General features: G+C 32.5%; 14 protein-coding genes, 1 tRNA gene and 3 pseudogenes. 9 read left to right on the top strand and 9 right to left on the bottom strand.

Annotated elements, in window-relative coordinates:
• The first annotated feature begins 16 nt into the window (after window positions 1-16).
• Window positions 17-2,638, top strand: coding sequence for a valine--tRNA ligase (locus tag CFPG_RS01925; RefSeq protein WP_012573358.1), 2,622 nt, complete (start codon window positions 17-19; stop codon window positions 2,636-2,638).
• A gap of 194 nt (window positions 2,639-2,832) precedes the next feature.
• Here the strand turns inward: CFPG_RS01925 and CFPG_RS01920 are convergent, their stop codons facing one another.
• The 4 genes from CFPG_RS01920 to mutY all read right to left on the bottom strand — a co-directional run bounded on the left by CFPG_RS01920 (window position 2,833) and on the right by mutY (window position 6,769).
• Window positions 2,833-3,906, bottom strand: a complete 1,074-nt coding sequence (locus tag CFPG_RS01920) for a mannose-1-phosphate guanylyltransferase (protein ID WP_012573357.1) — start codon at window positions 3,904-3,906, stop codon at window positions 2,833-2,835.
• A gap of 90 nt (window positions 3,907-3,996) precedes the next feature.
• Window positions 3,997-5,064 (bottom strand): tRNA 2-thiouridine(34) synthase MnmA, encoded by a 1,068-nt coding sequence (gene mnmA, locus CFPG_RS01915; RefSeq protein WP_012573356.1) that lies wholly within the window; start codon window positions 5,062-5,064, stop codon window positions 3,997-3,999.
• Window positions 5,065-5,140: 76 nt separating this feature from the next.
• Entirely contained in the window at window positions 5,141-5,599 is a 459-nt protein-coding gene (locus tag CFPG_RS01910) for a single-stranded DNA-binding protein (protein WP_012573355.1), read from the bottom strand.
• A 78-nt stretch (window positions 5,600-5,677) separates the two neighbouring features.
• Window positions 5,678-6,769 carry an A/G-specific adenine glycosylase gene (mutY, locus tag CFPG_RS01905; RefSeq protein ID WP_012573354.1) on the bottom strand — a complete coding sequence of 364 codons (1,092 nt, stop codon included), beginning with the start codon at window positions 6,767-6,769 and terminating at the stop codon, window positions 5,678-5,680.
• A gap of 974 nt (window positions 6,770-7,743) precedes the next feature.
• On the opposite strand from mutY, the gene CFPG_RS05500 reads away from it, so the two are divergent.
• The 8 genes and pseudogenes from CFPG_RS05500 to CFPG_RS01880 all read left to right on the top strand — a co-directional run bounded on the left by CFPG_RS05500 (window position 7,744) and on the right by CFPG_RS01880 (window position 14,782).
• A complete protein-coding gene (locus CFPG_RS05500) occupies window positions 7,744-7,920 on the top strand; it encodes a hypothetical protein (protein ID WP_265348040.1) in 177 nt (58 codons plus the stop codon).
• A gap of 13 nt (window positions 7,921-7,933) precedes the next feature.
• Window positions 7,934-9,502, top strand: a pseudogene (gene nrdD, locus CFPG_RS05495) (anaerobic ribonucleoside-triphosphate reductase); the annotation flags it as partial.
• Between the two features lie 69 nt (window positions 9,503-9,571).
• Window positions 9,572-10,032, top strand: a pseudogene (locus CFPG_RS05795) (anaerobic ribonucleoside-triphosphate reductase activating protein).
• Window positions 10,032-10,547 carry a cob(I)yrinic acid a,c-diamide adenosyltransferase gene (gene cobO / locus CFPG_RS01895; RefSeq protein WP_012573353.1) on the top strand — a complete coding sequence of 172 codons (516 nt, stop codon included), beginning with the start codon at window positions 10,032-10,034 and terminating at the stop codon, window positions 10,545-10,547. Before CFPG_RS05795 ends, cobO begins: the two are co-directional and overlap by 1 nt.
• An 802-nt stretch (window positions 10,548-11,349) precedes the next feature.
• Entirely contained in the window at window positions 11,350-11,856 is a 507-nt protein-coding gene (locus tag CFPG_RS05160) for a hypothetical protein (protein ID WP_050720667.1), read from the top strand.
• Window positions 11,857-12,368: 512 nt separating this feature from the next.
• A pseudogene (locus tag CFPG_RS05790) lies at window positions 12,369-12,554 on the top strand (biotin/lipoyl-containing protein); the annotation flags it as partial.
• Window positions 12,544-13,140 (top strand): carboxyl transferase domain-containing protein, encoded by a 597-nt coding sequence (locus tag CFPG_RS01885; protein ID WP_041572391.1) that lies wholly within the window; start codon window positions 12,544-12,546, stop codon window positions 13,138-13,140. The pseudogene CFPG_RS05790 and the gene CFPG_RS01885, both read left to right, overlap by 11 nt.
• A complete protein-coding gene (locus tag CFPG_RS01880) occupies window positions 13,133-14,782 on the top strand; it encodes a putative transporter (RefSeq protein ID WP_012573352.1) in 1,650 nt (549 codons plus the stop codon). Before CFPG_RS01885 ends, CFPG_RS01880 begins: the two co-directional genes overlap by 8 nt.
• Before the next feature lie 945 nt (window positions 14,783-15,727).
• Here CFPG_RS01880 and CFPG_RS01875 read toward each other — a convergent pair.
• The 5 genes from CFPG_RS01875 to proC all read right to left on the bottom strand — a co-directional run bounded on the left by CFPG_RS01875 (window position 15,728) and on the right by proC (window position 22,451).
• A tRNA-Lys gene (locus tag CFPG_RS01875) sits at window positions 15,728-15,800 on the bottom strand.
• A 97-nt stretch (window positions 15,801-15,897) separates the two neighbouring features.
• The gene (locus CFPG_RS01870; protein ID WP_012573351.1) at window positions 15,898-17,385 is read right to left on the bottom strand and encodes a lipopolysaccharide biosynthesis protein; all 1,488 of its coding nucleotides are present in this window, start codon (window positions 17,383-17,385) and stop codon (window positions 15,898-15,900) included.
• Between the two features lie 9 nt (window positions 17,386-17,394).
• Window positions 17,395-18,414, bottom strand: a complete 1,020-nt coding sequence (gene ruvB / locus CFPG_RS01865) for a Holliday junction branch migration DNA helicase RuvB (protein ID WP_012573350.1) — start codon at window positions 18,412-18,414, stop codon at window positions 17,395-17,397.
• 877 nt (window positions 18,415-19,291) lie between these two features.
• Window positions 19,292-20,254 carry an ROK family protein gene (locus CFPG_RS01860; protein ID WP_012573349.1) on the bottom strand — a complete coding sequence of 321 codons (963 nt, stop codon included), beginning with the start codon at window positions 20,252-20,254 and terminating at the stop codon, window positions 19,292-19,294.
• A gap of 1,387 nt (window positions 20,255-21,641) precedes the next feature.
• A complete protein-coding gene (proC, locus tag CFPG_RS01850) occupies window positions 21,642-22,451 on the bottom strand; it encodes a pyrroline-5-carboxylate reductase (RefSeq protein ID WP_012573348.1) in 810 nt (269 codons plus the stop codon).
• Between the last annotated feature and the right edge of the window lie 2 nt (window positions 22,452-22,453).

Genomic DNA, 22,453 nt, shown 5'->3' with positions numbered 1-22,453 from the left:
ACAGATTATTTTAAATATGCCACGTGATCAAATAGCTACAAAATATAACCCCTTGGAAGTAGAAAGTAAGTGGTATGACTATTGGATAAGGAAAGGATTTTTTCACTCTGTTCCAGATAGTCGACAACCTTACACAATAGTTATTCCACCACCTAATGTAACAGGTGTTTTGCATATGGGACACATGTTAAATAATACAATTCAGGATATATTAGTTCGTAGAGCAAGAATGTTAGGGAAAAATGTTTGTTGGGTCCCAGGAACAGATCATGCTTCAATTGCCACTGAAGCTAAAGTAGTTGCCAAACTATCTAAAAAAGGTATCAGCAAAACCAATTTGACACGGGAACAATTTTCAAAGTATGCATGGAATTGGACACGCAGACACGGAGGAATTATTTTAGAACAACTAAAAAAATTGGGTGCAAGCTGCGATTGGGAACGAACATGTTTTACAATGGATAAACAAAGATCAAAGAGTGTTACGAAAGTTTTTGTGGATTTATATAATAAAGGTTTGATTTATAGAGATATACGAATGATTAACTGGGATCCTATAGCAAAGACTGCAATATCAGACGAAGAAGTAGTTTATAAAAAGCAAAAAGGAAAGTTGTATTATATCCGTTATAAAATAGTGGGAGAAAATAATTATGCTATAATTGCTACCACTCGTCCAGAGACTATATTCGGAGATACGGCTGTGTGTATTCATCCCAATGATTCAAAAAACGCACATTTGAAAGGAAAGAGAGTAATTGTTCCACTTGCTAAACGTGAAATTCCTATTATTGAAGACAATTACATAGATATTGAATTTGGTACAGGTTGTTTAAAAGTAACACCGGCACACGACATAAATGACTACATATTATGTAAAAAACACGGGCTTGAAATATTGGATACATTCAACGATAATGGCACACTAAATAAGCATGGACTACAGTATGAAGGAAAAGATCGTTTCCTTGTACGGGATCAAATAGAAAAAGATTTAGAAATACTTGGATTGATGGAAAAAGTTGAATTTTATGAAAATAAGGTTGGTTTTTCGGAACGAACTAACGTCCCTATTGAACCTAAACTATCTATGCAGTGGTTTTTGAAAATGAAAAATTTAGCAAAACCAGCATTGGAATCCGTTATGAATGACACAATTCTGTTCTATCCATCTAAATTCAAAAATATTTATCGTCATTGGATGGAAAATGTAAAAGATTGGAATATTTCTCGTCAATTGTGGTGGGGACATCGAATCCCTGCTTATTTTTTACCTGGAGGGAAATTTGTAGTAGCCGAAACCCTAGAAAAAGCATTGGTATTAGCAAAAGAAAAAACAGGTAATCCAAAATTACAGTTATCTGATTTACATCAAGATGAAGATTCATTGGATACATGGTTTTCTAGTTGGTTGTGGCCCATTTCTGTGTTTGATGGTGTAAATAAACCCCATAATAAGGAAATTGAATACTATTATCCAACCTCTGATTTGGTGACGGGTCCGGATATTATTTTCTTTTGGGTAGCCCGTATGATTATGTCTGGTTATGAATTTCGACAAAAGCCATGTTTTCACAATGTATACTTCACTGGAATTGTCCGTGATAGATCAGGGCGCAAGATGAGCAAATCATTGGGTAACTCTCCGGAACCTTTAGACCTGATTGATCGATATGGGGCCGATGGTGTCCGTATGGGATTAATGTTGTCCGCTTCAGCCGGCAATGATATTTTTTTTGACGAAATTCTTTGCAAACAAGGCAGAAATTTTAATAACAAAATATGGAATGCTTTCCGATTACTCAAGAGATGGCAAACAGCAGATATTGAACAACCAGAATCTTCTGCTTTAACTATTCAATGGTTTGAATCACAGTTGAATATAACTGCTAAAAATGTTAATAATTCATTCGCTAAATACCGAATTTCGGAAGCTTTGGTAGATATTTATAAATTATTCAAGGATGAATTTTCAGCTTGGTATTTAGAAGTGATAAAACCAGAGTATGAACAGCCAATAGACAAAAAGACATATCAAATAACATTAGGATTTTTTGATTCGTTACTTAAACTTCTTCACCCTTTTATACCATTTATTACTGAAGAATTATGGCAATCCTTGGAAGAACGAAAGGATGGCGAAAGTATTATGATATCAGCAATGCCAATTACTAAATCTGGGTTAGGAAATCTAGTAAGGATGGAAGAAGCAAAGGAAATTGTTTCAAATATTCGCACAATACGATTGCAAAAAAAAATTTCTAATAAAGAAAAACTTGTATTACAGATTGTGGGAAATTATAAAACTGATTATAATTCAGTAATTATTAAAATGTCAAATCTTTCTACTATTGAACAAGTAAAAGAAAAGACTGTTGGATCTATCCCTTTTCTAGTAAAGACGATTGAATGCGCTGTTCCAATGAAATACAACATTCATAAAAGAGATGAATTGAATAAATTGGAAAAAGATTTGCAATATTATCGTGATTTTTTATCCTTGATATTGAGAAAATTAAATGATGAAAATTTCGTTTCCAAAGCTCCAATACAAATTATTGAAGCAGAATATAAAAAGCAAGCCGATGCAGAAAGTAAAATCAAATCGTTAGAAGAAAGCATTGCATTATTGAAGTGAATATATCCCATGTATTTCATTGCTAGCTGTTTTTATTCAGTTCTTTTGTTTTAGGAATCATCTGAAAGGTCATCATTCGAATTACTATAGATTACTATAGAATATTGTCCATTTCCTAACAGTTAAGACAGTTTGTCTAAAAAAACCAAAAGTTATTATCTGGATAGTTACTGTTTTTTTGAAAAGAATCTATTTTAAGAATATTCTTTCCCATATTTTATGCTAGCATCCGATGCAAATTGTTTAATTCGTTGTTCCTCTGATTTTTTGCAAATCAGCAATATATTATCAGATTCTGCTATTATATAATCATTTAAACCCTGTATTATAGCAAGCTTATCTTTAGGAAGTGTTACTAAATTATTTTCGCTTTCAATAAAAAGTGTTCGGGATTTAAGAGAAGCATTATGATGGGAATCCTTTTCTAGTAAATCATAAAGCGAATTCCATGTCCCCAAATCCGACCAACCAAATTCTGCCACCAACATGTATACGTTACTGGCTTTTTCCATTATACCATAATCAATAGAAATATTTGGACATTTTGAATATGTTTCATCAATAAATACCTTTTCTTCTGAAGTATTGTATTTATCTAAACTTTTTCCAAGATACATGCTAATATCTGATAAATACAGATCGAAAGCCTCTAAGATTGTACTGACATTCCAGATAAATATTCCTGAATTCCAAAAAAAATCATTGCATTCAAAAAATATTTTCGCCAATTCGTAATTAGGCTTTTCTGTGAAAGTTTTCACCTTTCGAATACAATGCTCCTTTTCATTTGTTTGTATATAACCGTATTCTGTCTCTGGGCGTGTTGGTTTTATACCTAAGGTTAGTAATAAGGGGGATTTACTAACAAAATCCAACCCTGTCTGAATGTTTTTTAGAAAATTTTGCTCTTGCAAAATCAAATGATCAACAGGAGAAACTACAATATTAGCATTCGGATCAATAGACCTAATACGATAAGAAGCATACGCAATACAAGGAGCTGTATTTCTACGAATGGGTTCTAATAATATATGATCCACATTCAAATCAGGAAGTTGTTCTTTTATCAAACCCGAATACTTTGCATTAGTAATAATGAAGATATTATTTATAGGTATTATTTGCCTGAAGCGATCAAAAGTTTGTTGTAAAAGCGAACGACCTACTCCGAAAAAATCAAGGAACTGTTTCGGCTTTTTCCCCAAACTAAAAGGCCAAAAACGACTACCTATTCCCCCACTCATAATAACACAATAATTACCTTTCATTTTTTTATATGATTATTGAATTAACGTTTGTAAAAAAGTATGCTTTAAAATTAGAGGGAGAATAATAAAAAAATCTTATCCTAATAAAAATTACTCAATAATTACACCACTACCCAGACATAGTTTACATCTTTTGTCGTATATAACACCAAACTGTCCTGCAGCTATCCCCTGTATCTTACTTTCCGATTCTATTCTATAAACATTACCTATATGTCTAATTTTGCCAAAGGTAAATTTTGGTGTATGCCTTATTTTAAATGCGATTTCCTTTGTATCAATAAAGTCATCGAAAATATTTCTAGTGATAAAATGAACTCTTTCTAGATTAAGACTTTTACTATATCGTATTTTTGATTTATAATCGTTGGAAACAAAAACAATATTTTGTTGAACATCTTTTTTTATCACAAACCAGGGACCACCACTTAAATACAATCCTTTGCGTTGGCCAATAGTGTAAAACCAATAACCTTTATGATTTCCTAATATTTTGCCTGTTTCCAATTCTACGATTTTGCCTAATTTTTCACCTAGATATCTTCGTATAAAATTGCTGTAATTGATTTTCCCTAAAAAACAAATACCTTGACTATCTTTTCGAAAAGCACTTGGTAAATCTTGTTTAGCAGCAATTATTCGTACCTCACTTTTCTGCAAATGTCCAATAGGAAACATTAGTTTTGATATCTGCAAATAATCTATTTGCCCAAGAAAATAAGTTTGGTCTTTCACTTTGTCGAAAGCAGTAGAAAGGTAAATTTCGTCGTTTATTTCAGTAGTAGTTGCATAATGACCAGTTGCAATTTTATCAAATTCATATCCCCACCTTTGTTCAAAGATTCCAAATTTTATAAGTTTATTACACATTATATCCGGGTTAGGAGTCAATCCTCTATGAACAGTATCAATAGTATAAGCAATTATATTTTCCCAATATTCCTTTTGAAGGGAAACAATTTCTATTCGACATCCATATTTTCGAGCAATAAAAGTAGTTATTTCTATATCTTCCTCTGAAGAGCAGTCAATGTATCCTTCATTATTTTCCATACCTATCTGGATATAAAAAATAACCGGATCATAACCCATATCTTTTAATTGATGGACAACAACCGAACTATCCACTCCCCCTGATACTAATGCTGCAATTTTCATCTTTTATCATATTAGATTTGGAACAGAAGAAATATAGTCTCTATTCCAGATCTAATATTTATTAATCTAAATTCGATTAAAATGGCAAATCGTCTTCTTCCTGCTCTATCGAAGGATTTATAATGTTTTCTTGGGTAGGATTTATCTCTATAGAAGATTCAAGAAAAGGAGATTTATTTTCCCCATCCAATTTACGATCTATACGCTCTAACAGTTCAATGTTGTCTACATATATCTCTGTTATGTATCGTTTGACACCTTGTCCATCGTCATACGAACGAGTGCGAATTTTACCCTCAATATAAATTTTTGAACCTTTATGAACGTACTTCTCAACAATTCCCACTAGTCCTTTTCTCCATACTACAACATTATGCCATTCTGTACGATCTGGAATTTGTATACCGTTAGCAGTAGTATAACCCTTTTCATTGGTGGCTAAAGAAAAATTGGCAACACCTCTTCCATCATCAAAATATCTTGTCTCAGGATCCTTACCTACATTGCCAACTAGAATAACTTTATTTACTGGCATAAAATACTAAAAATATTGATTGATTGATTGATTGATTGATAAAAATATTGATTGATTGAAGTGAAAGTTCAAGCTATCCTACTCAAAGGTAGAGATAAAACGATTGAACGGCAAAATTTTTCCCAAATAAAACTGCATTAATCGGTGAATAGGATACTTATCTATTTCCATCAATTTAACTTTCTTGAAAGTATCAAAACTATTAGGTATTCTTTTCATAAATACTTTGTAGAAATAAGCATACAGTATTCGATGAGACAAAATATGTTTTTGATTTTTCACAATTAATTCAAAATGATAGATATGTTTTTTTGGAAACCATAATCTGAATTGATCAGTATTGCTCAATTGTTGAAAATCCATTAAAATATCTGACTCTATCAAGGGAAATTCAAACAGATTTTGCCAGATTCCTTTCTCTTTCCTCATATTTAAATACAAATGATCAGAATCATGAATATGGAAGTAGTAAAAATAAATTTCTTTAATTTTTGTTCTATATTGTTTCACTGGGTACTGAACAACAGTATGATTAATATAAGCTAAACATACTGATTTGAAAGAACAAACGGTACAATCAGGAGATGAGGGAATACATTGTAGTGCTCCAAATTCCATTATTGCATGGTTGAATATTCTAGCTTTCGATTTATCCATCAATTGTATTGCTAATTCTGTAAAATGATTTTTCCCTTTTATCGTGTCAATAGGACAATCAATAGCAAATAAACGAGATAAAAAACGAAAAACATTGCCGTCAACTGTGGGATGAGGCATATTCCATGCGAAGGAAGTAATAGAAGATGCTGTATATTCACCAATTCCTTTTAGTTTCAGAATTGTATAATAATCTTTTGGAAATACTCCATTATATTTATCCATAATAGTTTTGGCTGTTCTATGAAGATTACGTGCTCTGGAATAATATCCCAATCCCTGCCAATATTTGAGTACTTCTTGTTCTTCTACTCCCGCTAAAGATTCTATATCAGGGAATCGTTTAATAAAACGGTTATAATATTTCAAACCTTGAGTAACACGTGTTTGCTGGAGAATGACTTCTGATATCCATATTTTATATGGGTCATAAATGCCTCTCCACGGCAAATTTCTTTTATGACTACTATACCATGTAATTAATTTTTTACTAAAAAAATTAAAATCTTTCATTAATTACACATTTTTATAAATGATAAAATAGAGACCTTACAATACAATGATGACAAAATTAGGTGCAAATATTATTTGTTGATAAAACATAAAAAAGTTAGAAATCATAATTTTTACCGATTTTTAGAATCATAACTAAAAATAGCAATAACTCATTATTTCATTTCTAATTAAATGTTCCATTCAGTATTTCCTTACTCTCAATAACTAAAAATAAAGATAAGAACAAATCATTAAGCATTACAAATCATATTAAATCATACTATTGTATGGCAACAAGGTATACCCATACTGATTTACTATTGTAGTAATTCATTTAAAAATTTCAGCTAAAAACGCCAACAAAAAATCTTGTGTATATCTTTTATATATGTCTGAATAACATGTATTCTGAATAACATGTGTTATTTAACACATGACTATCGCCTTTTTTTTATAAAAATCTACTTCTTTTCTATATCATATAGTTAGCCTAACTATATAAGTATGAATAATATATTCAATCAAATCTGCGATGAATGCCATATGATGAGACGAAATAGTGTAATAATGCCTAATGACTATCTACTGTATTAGTAAAATTTTTTTAAAGACCTATCAAGCAGTATTCAATATCTTAATAAAGCTGTATTTGTTTAATTGACTATAATCGACTATCGATGATTATATAAAATCAGTAAAATATTTATATTTGCCGAATGGTTTAGAACTATTACTGATTTTATTAAAAAAAGTATTTTTCTTGTGGAAAAAGTTGAAACCATTTAAGAATTCAGTTGGACTGGTAGACTGGTATATGAAATTTGATTTCATTCTATCACTACGAATGAAAAGTATAGCAACACTGTATAACTCTCAATAACTTACATATTTTCTTACGGAGAAGCCACTTTTCATACAGTTTAAATATTCATAATTCTTATGATCGCTCTTATGCAAGTGCCAATTCATCAATTATAGTAACAAAACGTGGAATGTACAACAATCTCAAATTTCTAATAGATTATTTAGATTATTGTGGCACAGCGAATGCTGCCTCAAGCAGTAAGTTTGATGCAAATGCCAATGTAGAAAACAAGAATATAGTTACACTTGTAGGAGAAGCTGCCCAAACGCAATTTTATACATTTGAATCGTCTTATTTTGAATGAACGTCTGAAAGAAATGTTCGGTAGAAGAACTGCTGATAAATATATAGAATTACTGAATAACCACTACACTTATAAAAATGACGAAACTAGTTTAGCCAATTACTGTACTAGCATAACCATGCATCCTTGGTTGATTGGTGGAACAATTTCCATAGGTAGCAACTCGAAAGCACCAAATAACCTTCGGTCATTCTGCGATGGATTTGTGAACATGGTCTTTATGGTTGCTAGTATGTTAAGCGGAGCTTGTGCTACTCCAGAATTCTTGATGTATATGAACTATTTCATCCGTTTGGAATACGATCAGGATTATTATTTGCATACTGATAAAGTAGTCTGTTTATCTGAAAAACAACGCACTGTTGATAAAGTTATTACCGACCATTTGGGACAAAATGTCTACTCTATCAATCAACCAAACGGAGTAAGAAACCTTCAGGCAATATTTTGGAATATTTCGTATTACGACCACTTTTATTTCAAATCTTTATTCGGAAACTTTGTATTTCCTGACAAAAGTTTTCCTGATTGGAAATCATTTAGTTGGTTGCAAAAGCGTTTTATGAAATGGTTTAATAAGGAGCGTACACGTTCTATTCTAACGTTCCCCATTGAAACAATGGCATTATTAACTAAAAATGGAGAAATGAAAGATAGAGAATACAGTGATTTTACTGCCGAAATGTATTCCGAGGGACATTCATTCTTCACTTACATAAGTGATAATGCCGATTCTTTAAGTAGCTGTTGCCGACTTCGAAACGAAATTCAGGATAACGAGTTCAGTTATACACTTGGAGCAGGGTGGTATTTCTACAGGATCAAAAAGTGTACTGACTATCAACTTGACCCTCTGCATCAACACGCTGTCGGCAAAGAGATACCATTTCAACCTTTTTTGGAAGAAATAATGGATTTGGTACATAAGGCACAGTTGACATATAACGAAAACTTGAAATATCTGAATGAAAAAGGAATGTTGCCCTTGTTTGATGCAGGTTATATTAGCCTTAACCGTCAATACTTGACCATAACTTGACCATAGGAGTGGAACGGTATAGTGGAAGCTACAGAGTTTCTGGGAATCGAAATAAATGACAATCTTAAATATGAAAATTTTGTTCAGCAAGTATTGATACTTATAAAGCGATACAACAAAAAATACCGGATAAAAGAAGTGATGTTTAACTGTGAAATGATTCCTGCCGAAAACGTAGGTGTAAAACATACCAAATGGGACAAACTGGATGGATATATTGTTAAGCGTAAATGTTATAATAGTTATTTTTATATTGTGGAAAACAGCTCTGTGAATATTATAGATAAGTTCCGCTTACATGGTCGCAGGGACATAGAACACCTGACAGGAGGTTCTGCCCTGCATTTGAATCTGGAAGAGTTTTTAGATAAAAAACAATACAAACAATTACTATATATAGCAGTACAGGAAGGATGTAATTATTTTACGTTCAATATACCAAATACGGTTTGTAACGATTGCGGACATACAGACAAATACAACCTGAAAATATGTCCTTCATGTAAAAGTCAAAACGTAGACTATTTGACTCGCATTATCGGATATTTGAAACGTGTCAGCAATTTTTCAAAAACTAGGCAAGAAGAGGCTAAACGGCGTCATTATGCTAAGATTCACAATTATGACGTAGTCTTTCAGGAAATCCCCGGAGAAGTAACCTTGGCTATTAATATTTCCAACTTGCCCAATTTTTTTGTAAAGGATGTCACAGCCCTACCTAATGACAGATATGGATGAAATATTAGATGAAGATATTCTCATAGAACTACTTAAAAAATACAGTAATGCTATTACTTGTGTCTGTTTTATGAGAGGTGATGTTTTGCCCCACAGGAAGTTGAAAAACTGTCAATTTTCCTTCATGAGATAACCAATAATTGCATTAAACGGCTTGGTATTCTGGTAAACAGCATTTGCCTGAAAACTTTGGTTTTCGACACTTTGATTTTATCAAGTTAGGCCTTTACATAAAACATTTAGGCGGATTGGACAGTACATCTACCAACCAACTATTTTACTGCATCGAAAACGAAACGATGGTAGACATGACAAGAATATTTTGTAAAAAATAATGAAAGGATATATTCAAATTTATACAGGTAACGGAAAAGGAAAGACTACTGCGGCACTTGGTTTAGCATTGAGAGCCACAGGAGCTGGTAAAAAAGTATTTTTTGCTCAATTTCTAAAAAGACAAATCTATTCGGAAATTAAAGCTTTGCAGCAATACATTCCCTTGATAGAGATTCGACAATATGGTTCGAATTACTTCATATACAACAAACCAACGCAGACAGACATAAATTCCGCGAAGAAAGGATTTCAAGAAATAACCGATACTATCTTTTCTGGTAAATACAATGTTATTGTACTTGATGAAGCCAATATTGCTATATTCTATAATTTTTTTTCAGTACAAGAACTGATTGAGATATTAAAGCAAAAACCAGAAGAAACCGAAATCATCATAACGGGTAGGTATGCTGTCCCTGAGCTAGTAGAAATAGCCGATTTAGTAACGGAAATGAAAGAAATAAAACATTATTACAACAAAGGGATTAAAGCCCGATTAGGAATAGAATATTGAAAATATTCGAAATCTGCCAAATATACTTTGTCAGAAAATGTATGTAGATAATAAACAATCTTAGTATATGCCACCAATTAAAACTTTCCCATTTTTCGAATTTTTTAATTTTTTACTTTATATCAATTCCTATTTCTACCAAACTGCTAAATATTGATTTGAATAAAAGCTCCATAGTATAAAAATGTTTTTTACGTTATTATTCTTATCGAGCAATATACTTACTTTTACTCTCCATGAAACTTACAATTATAATTAGCTATTATAAGCTATTCTTTTACTTTTTTAATTGAAATGGAATCGTTTGAAAATCACGGACTGTCGTACAATTATAAACTATGAAAGAGTTCTGTACAATACAACTACTTTCGATTGATGAAATATACATGAAATAGAGTAATCCAGAAGACTTTCTTTAATCCGGCTTGACGATACTTTTGTAAAAAGTAGAGTCGAGTTAGTGTGCTTTTCGTTTCTATTTGGCGTTTACTATGGCAAACTCATGTCTTTTCTCCTTTGTTTATTCATATAAAGCATTGAGTTCAAAAGAGCTTTTAGCTGATTTATCATCCATTAAAAGTTAAAAATATGCGAACGCACAACCTCGGCTATCTGCACATTGATAACCAGCGTGAATTGAAAAAAGTCTGTGAAAAATATTGAGCAGGCAACGTTAGTATCGATATAAATTGCTGCAAATTTCTGCAAATAGACAAACGAATTCTTCAAGAGAAGAACTGGGAGATACAACAAAAAATAGATATTAGTAGCCTAATTCCCACAAACAATTTTTCTTACTATTATGATCAGTTACGTATTGGATACTAGTTTAATTGTCGAAAATATCTCTTCACGCTTTATCTCGTTCATACAAGAACAAAAGAAACATTTTACAAAAAAATATTCTTCAAAAGAACTAAAAGAGGCCTACTACTTAAATTCCAAGCCTAAATTCTTTTCATCATTCGAAGATGATATAGTTTATATCGAAAAATTTGCAGAAAAACTACATCATATTGAGTTTCAGATATTTAGTGATAAATATGGTAATGTTACCCATTTGTATGAACAGGAATACTATTCCATACAACACAAAAGTCAGAAAATAACAGAAGAAAGTCCGTCACCTTTCATTAGGTCCGAACTATGTCAAAAAATGGGTAAGGAAACGGTAGGAGCAATCCGAACCGTAGATTACATTGGTGCAAGAAGCATTGAATTTTTAGCCAATAAAAATCAGAATTTCTTCTTTTGGGAAATGAATATTCGTTTACAAGTAAAACATCCCAAGGCACTGAAGAAGTATTAGGTATCAACTTGGCAAAGGGATAAAAAAATTGCCGAAGAACAAATTTTATTCATAAAACAAGAAGAAGTGAAACAATATGAACATACTATATGAACTATATATTTGTGTCAACAATACAGAAATGAATTTCATTCTTTCGCCTAGGCACAATTTAAAGGATTCATCAGTCTAAATGGAAAATTGGTATTCGCATAGATAACCATTTGTACAAATGGTTACACAAAATAACCACAAACTATGATCTAATGATCAATAAACACTAATAATATGGGAAGAAAAACAGACCATATGCCATCAAACTTCTGATATAATTATTGTACACGAATATAGAATCGCCGATGTAAAACGATGTAAAAAACAATATCAATTATCCAAAAAAATATTATTGATGCTCCCGCATTCATCGAGATAAAAATATAATACCAACTTTATAGAAAAGTATGCAAAAAAACTAAAAAACAGAATGGATATTAAAAATAAAAATACAGAAAACATCGCATTGATAATGCTGATTACAAGCAGGTGATACTAGAATTGTAATTGAGGCAATGAAAATGCAAACTGTTACAACAGTAACAAGTGAATGTGTGGTTACAGGAAATATTAGTAGCTGAAGGTGTAAAGTAGTAAATTCAAGTCAACTATTGATTCGTCTGGATTTAAATGAGAATAGCCCAAAAGTAAATTATGATATATGAAGAATTATGCCAATTGCTTGGTAATAAAAATAAGTTAAAAAAAATAAGTAAGGAAGCTGAACGAATACAGAAGCAGTACAAATCACTTAGTGAAGATGCACCTGGATTTCCTTCAGGGGAAGTACAGGAATATAATGGCATCGTACGCCATGTCATAAAAATACTATATGCTCACTCAGAAGTAACCATTTCTAAAATAATATTTATAACCCGCAAAGTATATGACAGATGTGATTATATTGTTATATCGAGCAAAGAAACAGGAATTGGAATTGATATTAATTTAGCTTATTCTACAGCTGAATTTACGGTAATTGAGGAAGAAGGAGCTGTAAATATCCTATATCGTCGAACAGACAAAGAAACCAAAAGAAAAGCAATTGACAAATATTGTAAAAACTTTGCAAATCCTTATCCTCATAAAAGTGAGGAGCTGGAATGTACCAACGAAATTATCCTACCTAACCATACACGTATAAAACTAATACAGGTCATTAGAGAAAAATGGCAAAAAACAAAATCCAATCAAATCCTCCTAAAAAAGCACGTAAAATCCCATTATAAAATGTATGAATCTTATGTATGATTTTTTCACTAAACAAAGTAGTGCATCCACTATGTTATACTTATGCCTGACTGCTTTCACCGGCGTAATACTCGGAAAACTTGAGATTAAGGGGATTAAACTGGGTATTGCAGGAGTATTGTTCAGTGGCATATTTATTTCTCATTTCGGAGTCCCAATAGATTCACATATACTATATTTTATCCGCGATTTCGGACTAGTATTGTTTGTTTACAGCATTGGATTAAGCATGGGACCTCGCTTCTTTACTTCATTCAAAAAAGACGGACTGATATTAAACCTTTTGGCTATTGGTGTGGTGTTGGGAGGCTTCGGAATAGCATGTTTGATTTACTATTTTACGGACCTATCATCTGCAGTTATTGTCGGCACTTTATGCGGTGCCGTAACTAATACTCCTAGTCTTGGTGCAGCTCAACAAGTACTAGCGGAACAAGGAGCAGGGGACATCATTGTTTCCGAAACAGGTATGGCCTATGCTATTGCTTATCCTTTTGGTATTTTAGGAATCATCATCACTATGCTATTGATTCGATTATTTTTCAAGATTGACGTCAATGCTGAAATTGAAAATTACACTAAAACATCAGATAAGGCCAAGATGAATTTGCAAAGTGTGGAAATTACAGTATCCAACCACAATCTACTCGGGAAAAATATTGATTATATCAAGCATATTATTGATAAGGAATTAGCTATTTCCCGTATTATACGTAATGGAGAGTCTTTCATAGCTACCGATGCGGAAATCCTTCAAGAGGGAGACATTATTTGTGGTGTTTCATCACAAAATCTTATAAATAATCTGGAGATTAAAATAGGGAAATCCAAAATTGTCAAAAGCAAAGAAGGCATACCTGGTCCTCTGAGTATAATAAACGTATTGCTCACCAATCAAAAACTTTCAGGTAAAACAATTGAACAAATCGGGATATACCGCCGCTATCCGGCAAATATAACCCGTATATACCGGTCAGGGATAAAAATTCTGCCAACGTTGAATACTACATTGGAGCTAGGTGATACGATTCGGATTGTTGGAAAACAAGAAATCTTAAATGATGTAAAAAAAGAACTAGGTAATTCTATCAACGAATTAGCCAAACCCAATATAATTTCAATTTTCCTCGGAATATTTGTAGGTATTTTACTAGGAAGCCTTCCAGTTTTCATTCCTGGAATTCCAGCACCTGCCAAACTCGGATTAGCTGGCGGTCCCCTTCTAGTAGCAATACTGTTAGGATACAAAGGACATATTAGCAAATTAAATTTCTACATGACCCCAGGTGCTAATCTTTTTATGCGTGAATTGGGTATTATTCTATTTCCTTCCTGTGTAGGTTTACTGTCAGGCGAAAAGTTTGTAAAAACTATTCAAAACGGAGGTTGGCAATGGATGCTATACGGTATTGCAATAACACTCATACCTATTTTAGTCGTTGGTATTATCGCTAGGTTACTAAAAATAAATTACCTAAAAATATGTGGTTTTATTTCCGGTTCTATGTCTATGCCTCCATTAGAGTTTGATAACAGTATTGTCCCCGTTCAAGCACAGGCCGCCGCGTATGCTACTGTATATCCAATAACAATGTTCCTAAGAGTGTTATTTGCACAGATTTTTTGTCTTGTCCTAAAATAAGTTGATAGAATATCAATTCTAATTCAGTCAAATATTACATATGCAAGTTTTTATTTCTGTTATTTAAATCTGATAGTTTTTTATACAATATTCTCTCAGTCAACAGTTAACAGTTAACAGTTTCAGTAGTAATCAAAAAAATAAATAAACTCATTATTTATAAGTATTAGCACTAAGTAAGACATCAACTACATACAATTGGCTTAGCATTATGTAAACTAAACCAACAGCTAATCAAATTAAGACATTCCATCATACAATGTTTGGGAAAAGGCAGTGATGTAATTACATACATCTGTTTTCCACGAAAACAAGCGTTTATATACCTATACTTAGGTCGTTTTTCATTAAAGAGCGATGTATTTCTCCTTTTGCAACTTAGAGGTTACAAAATCATCCTAATACAATATACTTATCTTGTATATGCCAAGTAAGACATATAAACCCACAAATTCTACTCTTGTGTATCATTTGTTTGAAACAAAAGTCACCTTAACTCAGATTAAAAAACAGATTGACCCATCTAAATACACCCTAATAACCTAAACTTTCCCATCCATCCATGTATATCTCTGAACGAAAATAGAGATACAAAAGCCTACAACCTTATTTATTTATTCCTCCTGCAATTGCAAGTTCTTTTATTGCTATTAATCAATTTCAGGAAAACATCAATTTCCACTCATCCTTCTCAGATATTACACAAAAAAAGGGAATCTTAACTCCGAAGTTAAGACCTAACATTTTAAATTCCCAAGGGGACGTTGTTTCTTATGAATTCAGATCGGAATCGATATACAATTGGTAGAAATTTAATACAATTTTTATATTGAGAAAAAACATAAAATTTTATAAAAATGCTTCTTTTTGTTGCTTGTTTATCATCATTGTCAATGATGAACAATCTAAAATCAATACATTAAAAAACATCACTTTATTTCTTAGTGATCCATCTGGGGCTCGAACCCAGGACCCCATCCTTAAAAGGGATGTGCTCTACCTACTGAGCTAATGAATCCATAAATAAAACAAGACATTAAAATGTCACGAGGCATATCATTAGACTTTGCTTTAGACTTTAGAATCAGAAGCCCAAAGCGAATTTATATCAAATATTAAACAAAATAATTGACAAAAGATATATTCTTTAAAAGAAGATCTCTTTTTATAACGACAATTAGATAAATAATTATCAAAATTGTGTTGAATGCAAGATGGAACCAACAATTATATATGGGGACAAAATACGACACAGCATATAAACCCAATGCAAGACAAGTATAAAAACCGATAGATTTTAAATCATATCGGATAGGATAGTATTTCTGTCCAATAAAATACGAAAGAAGCATAATAAATCCATCTCCTGTAAATCCTGCCCATGCACAGGCCCTATAGCTATAAATAGGAATAAAAAAAATATTGACAACAATGAGTATGACAAAAGCAATAGTGGAAAAAATAGCTCCCCAATACGTTTTATCCACTAGTTTATACCATACTGAAAGGTTAAAATAAACAGCAAAAAATAACTCCCCCCACAAAACAATAGGAACAATTCTCAAAGCTCCAAAATATTCAGGAGCAATTAAATATTTAATTATGTCAAGATACAACACAACTCCTAAAAAAACCAACAACCCAAAAATGATAAAATACTTCATTACATCAGCATACAATTGTTTAGCATCTTTTTCCTTGCTTTTTTCAAAAAAGAAAGGTTCATATGCATAACGAAATGCTTGGGTAAACATCATCATTATAAGTGCTATCTTAAAACAAGCACTATAAACACCCAATTCATCAAACATTGGCAAACTACCGGAATAAAATGCAGGAAACATTAACTTATCCACTACATGATTACTTACTCCAGCAATCCCCATAATTACTAAAGGAAAGCAATAATGAAACATCCCTTTTGCCAAAGATACATCAAACCTATACTTAAATCCAATTAATTCAGGCAAAAGACAAAGTATTTCAATAAAAGTTGCCAACAAATTGGCAATGAAAACATATCCCAACCGAAAATTATCTTTCCAAAACCATGTAATCAGAGAAGGACTGTGTTTATTTATCTGCGGACAAATCACAAGAAATAAAATACAAAAAAATGTATAAAGCACTACATTTAGCAATTTCAAAATTCCAAATTTCAAAACTCTTTTTTTATAACGCAAATAGGCAAATGGAATAGCACTGAAAGCATCCATACTCAATACAACAATAACTATACGAATATATATCCCAGGTATTTTGCTACTCCATAAATAGGTTCTTAAAAAAGAGAAAAAACTCAAAAAGCAGATTAAAAACACCAATACAATAATACTAACGGAAATAAGAGTAGTAGAATAAACTGTGGCAGGTAAATATTTATCGGTTTGATTTGCAAAACGAAAAAAGCCAGTTTCCATTCCAAAAGTAAGAACAACAATAATCAATGCTGCATATGCATAAAGATTAGTCATTATACCAAAATCGCTCTTGGCAAGCGTATGAGTAAAAAGAACAGTAAGTAACCAATTCATCATTTTTGATGCTATGGCACTTCCTCCATAAATGAAACTATCCTTTGCTAAGGATCTTACTCCATGCATAATTATAAATTAAAAAAGTATTCCCTGTTTTTCAGAAATGGGACGTCCAAAATGCATATACGCCAATGGAGTAACTTCTCGCCCACGAGGGGTGCGTTTAATAAAGCCTTCCTTAACTAAAAAAGGCTCGTAGACTTCTTCAATAGTACCAGGATCTTCGCCCAAAGCAATCGAAATAGTAGTTAGCCCAACTGGGCCACCATTAAATTTATCCATAATAGTCAATAAGATTTTATTATCAATTTCATCCAATCCATATTTATCAATATTCAAAGCTTCTAAAGCAAAACACGCAATGGATTTCTCAATTTTCCCATTGCCTTTCACTTGTGCAAAATCACGAACACGTCTCAATAACGCATTGCAAATACGTGGAGTTCCTCTACTTCTAGAAGCAATTTCAAAAGCAGCACTATCATCACAAAGAACATTTAAAATAGTTGCCGAACGCTTAACAATGGATGTAAGTGCCTCTACATCGTAATATTCTAAATGCAAATTAATACCAAAACGCGTTCTTAATGGAGAAGTTAATAAACCGCTTCGAGTAGTTGCTCCTACCAAAGTAAAAGGTTCAATTTCAATCTGAATGGAACGAGCACTAGCCCCCCTATCTATCATAATATCTATTCGATAGTCTTCCATTGCAGAATACAAATATTCTTCTATCAATGGACTTAAACGATGAATTTCATCAATAAAAAGAACATCATTTTTCCCCAAAGAAGTGAGTATTCCAGCCAAATCACCTGGCTTATCTAATACAGGACCGGAAGTAACTTTAAACCCTACATTCAATTCATTAGCAATAATACTGGATAAAGTAGTTTTCCCTAATCCAGGAGGACCATGCAGCAAAACATGGTCAAGGGCATCCCCACGTAATCGTGCGGCTTGAACAAATATCTTTAAATTCTCAATAATCTTATCTTGTCCACCAAAATCTTTGAAAAACAAAGGACGCAAAACATTTTCAAATTCTTTTTCATTCTCACTAAGTTGATTAGAACGTATGTTATAATTATCCATATTGATTGACTGAAAAGATTATTCTATCTATTACAATACCAAAATTAGTACTTATTCAAACTCATTATTTCCCTCTCTATACAACCCAGAATTAGGTGAAGGTTGCTAGGAATGTACACACGAAACCCTGCAGTTGACATAGAAAAACAACTCTTGTAACCCATTAGTCCAAGTATTTCTACTGACACTCATCAATATCGTAATAGCTTCAGACAACCACGACGATTTTCTACAAATTTACTCCTAGCATGTAGAATTGAGTTTTCGCCTAGCATGGTAAGAATCAATAATAATCTGTAAAAACAAAAGACAAAATGTTTTCTTATTTTCAAGGTATTTCTCTTCCAAAATCAAGAAATAGAGTCTAGACGCGCAAAAAACCATTTTTCACTCCTAAGTTATTAAGCTCAAATATCTTTTCATCATCCCCTATCAGCAGTTATCCCAGCTACCCAATAGCCTTTATTAACATATTTATTCAAAACTTTCCTATCTACTTTAATCCAATTTGCTTTATCGAAAGTATGTTCATATCTCATGAAGCACCATTAACTCTCCTCGCAAATTGTACTATTTATTTTGATAAAGTCAAAAGCTCGCTGAAAACTACATTACAAAATCCATCGAGAATTAGCTTAGGAAAACAAGCAACCTCGCCCTCATAATAGGCTTAGCCTTTATTGGCAAAATTTTACACAAATCTGGTTTCAATCATTTGTATATTTCTTACCGTCCTTCTTTTCATTTTTTATTGACCCTTCATCTTCTTATAGTAAATACATCGCCAAAAGCGAAGTAGCTATTATAAAAATCGATTTTGTAACAAAAAACTCCCATATTTCAAATATTTCTCCTCTTATCTCTTTAAAAATCTGGACTATTCCCATGCCAAAGCACTTGCTCCCAATATGGCTGCTTCCGCTCCTTTAAGTTGAGAAAGGAGTATTCTCGTTTTACCAGCAAATGCTTTCATCACGTTGTCATCAATTGCCTTTTGCAAAGGGTCTAATAAATAATCACTTGCATGAGATAATCCTCCAAACAATATTATAGCCTGTGGACTAGAAAAAGTAATAAAATCACAAAATGTTTCTCCCAGAATTTTCCCTGTAAAATTAAAAACTTCAATGGCTAATTCATCTCTCTTTTCTGCTGCTTCAAATACGTCTTTGGAGGTAAGAGGACGATGAACAATTTCTCTTAATAAGGAATATCTACCAGGATTTAATTCCAAATACTCTCGTGCAGTTCTCGCCACTCCTGTGGCTGAAGCGTATGCTTCTAAACAACCATTGCGACCACATCCACAAGGACGACCATTACGTCTAACCACTATCATATGCCCTAATTCACCCGCCATACCATCATGACCAATGACCAAACTTCCATTGGCAACGATTCCACTTCCTACACCTGTACCTAAAGTAATCATAATAAAATCCTTCATTCCCTTGGCTACTCCATAGACCATTTCACCAAATGCTGCAGCATTAGCATCATTAGTCAACCTACATGGTAAATCAGTTTCTTCAGTAATCATTTTTGCTAAAGGAACAACAATCCCATTTGCCCAAGAAATATTAACGGCATTTTCAATAGCACCTGCATGCATATTACCATTTGGTGCACCAATACCGATAGCTTTAATTTCACCATTCAAATTGTTTTTGGTTACTAGTCCCTTAATAGCAGTGCTTAAAACTTTAGCATACTCCTCTCCTGTAGAGTAGTTTCCTGTAGGAATATTATCTTGAAAAAGAATAGTTCCTCGTGCATCTACTATTCCAAAAGCTGTATTAGTGGCTCCCATATCCACACCAACTACATAAAGTGCACTCATAGCATTTATTTATTTTAGATTAATTTGTTGTTATCTTATCTTAATAAGATACTGTTAAAGGTAGTAAAAACTCTAATTGTTAATTATAATTCCTTAAGGAAGAGTTGCTGAAAGGTCTCACGATAATGCAGTATACTAAATACTAATGTAGTATACTAAATACTAGCGAAAATCAATATATTTAACACACAATAAATAGGTTACACTGTAAGATGTAAGAATAATGAATAGATTTTTTTTTAAAACACTAAACACAAGAAAATTGCATTCAGAATTTGCTGAAAAATAAATCAATAAGAAAATATCTTTAATTGATAATCAATAAGTTGAACGCATTAACATATAAAATATGTTAATTTTAATTTTATAACAGTCTTTTTATTGAGTTTTTTATCTACCTTCTCTCCTTCTGGTTTGGAAGAAAAGTCTCAAACCCTGAGAAAGAGAGAAAGAAGAGATCCCAAGGTAGGTTTTTTTCGAATGAATGTGCGTATTGCCATTTATTAATGTAATGGTAAGGGCGAAGGATTTACTAACAGTGTTTTTTTGAGTCTGTTGAGAACATTTGTGTATACGATACATAGGGATGTATCGTTGGGGTATTTTGGTGTATCGGTGTGTCGTATAATGCTGCTGCATAAAACAGTAGCGTTTGACTGAAATGGAAATTACTTGTGTATGATATGGTAAAATGGATAGCCTTTTAATAGGGGGTAGAGTTGTTCAAAGTTTACGTTCATTGTCCTTTTGTCTCCTTTTCACTTTTTACCAACAATGATTCAAACATGAAAAGTAAAAATCATTCTCCTGTGGTATTTGTATTAAATTTACTCGTAGAATGGTTTACAACTCTTAATAGAGAGTATGTTGTAACAAATGAAAAAACTAATAATAAAAATTAATTATGACAACAACATTTTTCGGAAGTTTTCTTGGTACCATATGCGGGATGATCATCTGGCATTATATCAAGGTCGGAAAGTTTCACGAACATCGTGAACAATTTGATGCATTCAAGACTACATTAAATCGTGAAATTGAATGGATTAAGAACAATCTTACCAAGATACTTTCAAATCAAAATAAGTGGTGTAACAAAGAAGACAAGTAAGAGGCTTAACACAAGTTAAGCTTATAGCTTGATTGTTATTGTTAATAACAAATTCACATAGGTCTTAATTTTTCGCTGAAACTTACTCATAACAGAGAAGAGAAGAAAACGGGATAGGAAGGGGAGAGAGTGGGGAATGGAATACATAATTGGAATAGCCAACAGGGGATTCCACATCCTCTCTTGCTCTTAATTGTTCGTTAGGCAAATTCGTGTACTGATAAGTAATCAATACATGAAAGAGGAATCCTATATATATGTATATGTAATATACTCTTAAGATTCAGCAACACTAGCCTTTACAGCCTGAATAACAGCACTGGAAAATCCTTTTGATTCTAACTGATTTAATCCTTTAATGGTAAGTCCTCCAGGGGTAGTTACTTTATCTATTTCTACTTCAGTAGGCTGCTTATTTTCGTCCAATAAAACAGCTGCTCCAAGCATTGTTTTTACTGCCAATTCTTGCACCTCCATCGGATAAAATCCCAATTCAACTCCTGCAGAAACGACAGCACGGATATATCGAAAACAATAAGCAATACCGCATGAAGTTATAGCTAATCCAGCCGATATTTTTTCCTCATCTAATAAAACAGCATTTCCCAATTCACTAAATATTCTTAGTACTAACTCTTCCTGTTTAGAAGAAGCATTACAAGAGGCTATCAATGTCATACTTCTTTTTACAGCAATTGCTGTATTAGGTATTACACGAAAAACGGCTGGCAAATCTTCTCCCTTAGATTTCTTTAGCATCCGATTAATATCCGCTATATTTACACTCGCAGCTATTGAAATTAGAATTTGTTGAGAATAATTCATTGTTTCCTTGATATCTTCAATTACTTTATTAACCAGCCATGGTTTTACTGCCAAAAGAACAACATCTGATTCTCTCACGCTATCATAATTTGCCAATGATATACGAATAGATGAATTAAATTCTTGCAAAGAATTTAAAGAACATACAGAGATATCAACAACAGTAATATCCTCAGCCCGAAATACACTCCCATGAACCAATCCGCGCACTATAGCACTTCCCATATTTCCACCTCCAATAACAGTTATTCTTATTCTCATAA

Origin of the sequence: Candidatus Azobacteroides pseudotrichonymphae genomovar. CFP2 (assembly GCF_000010645.1) — a bacterium.
In the GTDB taxonomy this organism is placed as follows: domain Bacteria; phylum Bacteroidota; class Bacteroidia; order Bacteroidales; family Azobacteroidaceae; genus Azobacteroides; species Azobacteroides pseudotrichonymphae.
The sequence above is the reverse complement of the archived record's forward strand: the minus strand, read 5'-3'. Positions and strand labels throughout refer to the sequence as shown.

Coding starts and splice junctions, on each gene's coding strand:
- CFPG_RS01925 (WP_012573358.1), top strand. CDS start 17: ATGCCACGTGATCAAATAGCTACAAAATATAACCCCTTGGAAGTAGAA.
- CFPG_RS01920 (WP_012573357.1), bottom strand. CDS start 3,906: ATGAAAGGTAATTATTGTGTTATTATGAGTGGGGGAATAGGTAGTCGT.
- mnmA (WP_012573356.1), bottom strand. CDS start 5,064: ATGAAAATTGCAGCATTAGTATCAGGGGGAGTGGATAGTTCGGTTGTT.
- CFPG_RS01910 (WP_012573355.1), bottom strand. CDS start 5,599: ATGCCAGTAAATAAAGTTATTCTAGTTGGCAATGTAGGTAAGGATCCT.
- mutY (WP_012573354.1), bottom strand. CDS start 6,769: ATGAAAGATTTTAATTTTTTTAGTAAAAAATTAATTACATGGTATAGT.
- CFPG_RS05500 (WP_265348040.1), top strand. CDS start 7,744: ATGTACAACAATCTCAAATTTCTAATAGATTATTTAGATTATTGTGGC.
- cobO (WP_012573353.1), top strand. CDS start 10,032: ATGAAAGGATATATTCAAATTTATACAGGTAACGGAAAAGGAAAGACT.
- CFPG_RS05160 (WP_050720667.1), top strand. CDS start 11,350: ATGATCAGTTACGTATTGGATACTAGTTTAATTGTCGAAAATATCTCT.
- CFPG_RS01885 (WP_041572391.1), top strand. CDS start 12,544: ATGATATATGAAGAATTATGCCAATTGCTTGGTAATAAAAATAAGTTA.
- CFPG_RS01880 (WP_012573352.1), top strand. CDS start 13,133: ATGTATGATTTTTTCACTAAACAAAGTAGTGCATCCACTATGTTATAC.
- CFPG_RS01870 (WP_012573351.1), bottom strand. CDS start 17,385: ATGCATGGAGTAAGATCCTTAGCAAAGGATAGTTTCATTTATGGAGGA.
- ruvB (WP_012573350.1), bottom strand. CDS start 18,414: ATGGATAATTATAACATACGTTCTAATCAACTTAGTGAGAATGAAAAA.
- CFPG_RS01860 (WP_012573349.1), bottom strand. CDS start 20,254: ATGAGTGCACTTTATGTAGTTGGTGTGGATATGGGAGCCACTAATACA.
- proC (WP_012573348.1), bottom strand. CDS start 22,451: ATGAGAATAAGAATAACTGTTATTGGAGGTGGAAATATGGGAAGTGCT.